A 3,315-nucleotide genomic window follows, 5' to 3' on the forward strand; every position below is an offset into this window, starting at 1 on the left:
ATTTCTAGCTTTGTAGTAATTATTAGACTGACGAAGCTTGGCTTTATTTTTAGCTTGATTGAATTTCTTAGATTTTTTGCGATTAGCTCGATTTAACTGCTTTTCCGACTTGCGGTAAAACTGGGGCGAGGGTTCTACATTACCTCTACTATCAGCAATGAAATACTTTAATCCTAAGTCGATACCAACTACTTGATTTGTTGGCTGCGTTTTAACCTTAACATCAACATCAAGTACGAACTGAGCGTAGTAACCGTCAGCGCGACGTACTAAACGGACACGCTTAATTTGTTTAATGTCGTAGTAATTAAGATCATAAGTTCCCTTCAAATTGAGTGTTCCTATGCCTTTCTTATCTGAAAAACTAATGGCTTTACGAGTTTTAGAAAGCTTCCAGCCAGAGGTTTTGTACTCCACTGAACGGCAATTTTTCTTAAACTTTGGGAAACCCTTTTTACCATTAATCTTTTTCTTGCAGTTATTGTAAAATCGACTAATTGCGCTCCAAGAACGTTCCGCCGCCGACTGCCGAGCCATTGAATTTAATTGATCAGCAAAGGTAAATTCAGCAGCTAGTATCGCACAGTATTTGTTGAGGTCATACTTGCCCACATTTTTATTATCCATCCAGTAACGTAAACATTTGTTTTGGATGAATTGACTGGTGCGAATGGCTTCGTCAATAGCACGATACTGCTTGTCTTTCCCTTTGACTTTGAACTCATAGATTATCATGGCTCAACCTGATTTATCTCGACTGATTTAAGAAAGCCAAATTTATTTGGCTATACGCTTATATGCACCGGATTTATTCAGGGTTTTAGGTATCACGACTCATAACCTTCAACGATTTGCTAAATACTTGTGTAAATAAGGACGGGGGTTCTGCGCTACACCATAAGAGCGAATTTCAAAATGCAAATGCGGCCCCGTTGAAAAGCCCGTACTACCTACTGCTGCAATCATCTGCCCACGCACAACTTGTTGTCCTTGCTGTACATACAGCTGACTGGCATGACCGTACAGAGTAGATAAACTTCCCTGATGCTGAATAATAACTGCTTTGCCATAACCACCCTTGTCACCCGCAAAAACTACTCGTCCAGCATCAACCGCATAAATTGGCGTATCCTTTGCTGCACCAAAATCAATACCCGCGTGAAACTTGCGATCGCCCGTAATGGGGTGTGTCCGCCAACCAAACTCTGAGGTAATAGGAGTACCAGCTGCAGTAGGAAAGGCAATTCGACCATTATTTAAAACCTGATTACTACCAATAGTTTTTGGTAATATTAGACTTTGGAGAGATTTGACTAACACTTGAGATTCAATCCATCCAGAAACCTGGGGAATGACCATAGCTGCAATTAAAACTGAGGTTGCGATCGCATATCTCCAATTTGCACTCGAACTAGTATCGACCGTCTCATCCAAACTAGTTACAGTTGAATTCCTAACCTCCTTGTCACCGTCAGTTTCAAAGATTATTCGCATTGCCTCAACGCCTTTTTGCATTAGCAGGAGAAACCCGCCAACAACCAATCCTTGCAGTACTCAATACTTCCTCAAAGTCATTCCTAGCCACACGGCAATCAGAAGAATTTAGGTCATCCCCGGATGTTGCAGGTTCCCTTACTTGCGGGGAGTAACGTGTAGAAACAGGAGTAGAAGATATATTCACGCCAGGTGCAGCAGTGGGTACAACAGCCGACGATGAAAACTGAAGCTTTTGTACCAATGCCACAGCATTACGCCAGTTATAAAACTGCAAATATCCCGGTTGTAAAATATCTGCAATCCATACCAGCAGTACGAACCCAAAAATTGCTTTTACCCACATTATTCCAATTGCTTAACCACAGGCAGGGCAAAAGAGGGAACTTCCTTGGGTACAACTTCAATCTTCTTCCCAGACGCATACCCCGGCCCGGTATAACTGCCATTTAGGAAAAAATTCAACAGCATTATTAACAACCACACTCCCACACCAGCTACACCCACAGGAGATTTAATTACATCAGATAAAAAATATACTGGATACCAGCCAAATCTCCAGGGGTTTTGCGGATGCAGCCGATGTGCTTTCCAAGTCTCGATGTAGGGAATCTCTATCTGAGGAACCCTCGGCTTATAGGCAGTAGGTGCATTGATATACCTAACTTCTACTGGCTGAGTCTCATAAGTAGTCATGGGAGAAACGTTAGGTTGCTGATTTACTATTCCTCCTTGTTGCTGTACCTGCTGCAACATATTTTGCAAACGGTTTGCAGGCACAATTGCTCCACCTTCAGAATAATCAACATCAAAGTTGCGGCGTTGATTTCTACTCATAATATGACCTCAAATTAAGTAACTAGCTGGCAGGTTTATCATTTACCTGGGAGTTAGTATCTTCCCAGAAATCTTCATCCTGAAGTTGGGTGTAAAACTCTTCTGGAGATAACATTCCAGGTTGATTTTGCACTCCATCTTCAAGAAATTGGCTACTATGTACTCGCCCTAACCCAGAAACACTAGAACGAGGAGAAAATTGGACTACATTCTTAGCAGAGAACTCGCTATTTAATCTCATCCCAGAAGAAGGTGATACCGGGGGGATTAAAGAAGGTTGAATATCAGTATGAGAAACACCAACATGAAGTTGTTGATTGCCGGGATTAGGGAAGTTATCAGACAATTCATCTCTTTCTTCAATTGCATTGTTATAGTCAGAAATTCCCCAGCCCAAAAAACAAGCAAATCCAGCCAGAAATATAACTGCACTCATCCAATGCACTCCTGAATTGGGAGATGGCATCATCTCAACTGTCGTGCGAGTTGAACCTTCAAGGGTAGTACGAATAGGGGTACGTTTGACTGCCGCTACAACATTGAGCGAACATAAAGCTATGCAAATTATCGCAGCAGCAAACTTGACATACATGACATCATCCCCTCGATTTATTAACAGGCTGTTTATTAGGAACTGGCTGAGGTAATTGCTTCTTCATTTGTTGGATATACATCCGCCTTTGCTCCTCCCGTTGGCGTATTCTCTCGCGGATGTCTGCCACCTGTGCCATCTGCTCTACTGGGTCTAAATACCCTCGCGCTCTTAACAGCTGTGCCTGTGCAAGAGAATATGGTTCTTGAGCATTTTTAATCTGAATTAGCATTTGATTCAGATCAACCGATGGTTGAGATTCCAAAGACATCTCCGAAAACGTTCAAAGCCTTGATGTGGCTAGGCTATAGTCCGTAAATGCAATCATCCTAAATTAGGTAGTCTGTACAAAAAAATAAGGCTTTAAGATATTTACTGTTGATAATTAGGCA

General features: G+C 41.9%; 5 protein-coding genes and 1 pseudogene. All 6 read right to left on the reverse strand.

Annotation, left to right across the window (positions count from 1 at the left end):
- Positions 1 to 735, reverse strand: a 735-nt coding sequence (locus IQ229_RS19660; RefSeq protein WP_194046622.1) for an RNA-guided endonuclease InsQ/TnpB family protein, incomplete at its 3' end; no start/stop codon positions are given.
- 108 nt (positions 736 to 843) lie between these two features.
- The gene (locus IQ229_RS19665) at positions 844 to 1,494 is read right to left on the reverse strand and encodes a M23 family metallopeptidase (RefSeq protein WP_228013584.1); all 651 of its coding nucleotides are present in this window, start codon (positions 1,492 to 1,494) and stop codon (positions 844 to 846) included.
- 4 nt (positions 1,495 to 1,498) lie between these two features.
- Positions 1,499 to 1,840, reverse strand: a complete 342-nt coding sequence (locus IQ229_RS19670; RefSeq protein ID WP_194046626.1) for a hypothetical protein — start codon at positions 1,838 to 1,840, stop codon at positions 1,499 to 1,501.
- Positions 1,840 to 2,331 (reverse strand): hypothetical protein, encoded by a 492-nt coding sequence (locus IQ229_RS19675; RefSeq protein WP_185579984.1) that lies wholly within the window; start codon positions 2,329 to 2,331, stop codon positions 1,840 to 1,842. Before IQ229_RS19675 ends, IQ229_RS19670 begins: the two co-directional genes overlap by 1 nt.
- A 22-nt stretch (positions 2,332 to 2,353) precedes the next feature.
- Positions 2,354 to 2,923 (reverse strand): hypothetical protein, encoded by a 570-nt coding sequence (locus IQ229_RS19680; RefSeq protein ID WP_194046628.1) that lies wholly within the window; start codon positions 2,921 to 2,923, stop codon positions 2,354 to 2,356.
- A 4-nt stretch (positions 2,924 to 2,927) separates the two neighbouring features.
- Positions 2,928 to 3,191: pseudogene (locus tag IQ229_RS19685) on the reverse strand (phage terminase large subunit family protein); the annotation flags it as partial.
- Positions 3,192 to 3,315 lie beyond the last annotated feature (124 nt).

It is taken from the genome of Nostoc cf. edaphicum LEGE 07299, from assembly GCF_015207245.1.
Taxonomy (GTDB): domain Bacteria; phylum Cyanobacteriota; class Cyanobacteriia; order Cyanobacteriales; family Nostocaceae; genus Nostoc; species Nostoc edaphicum_B.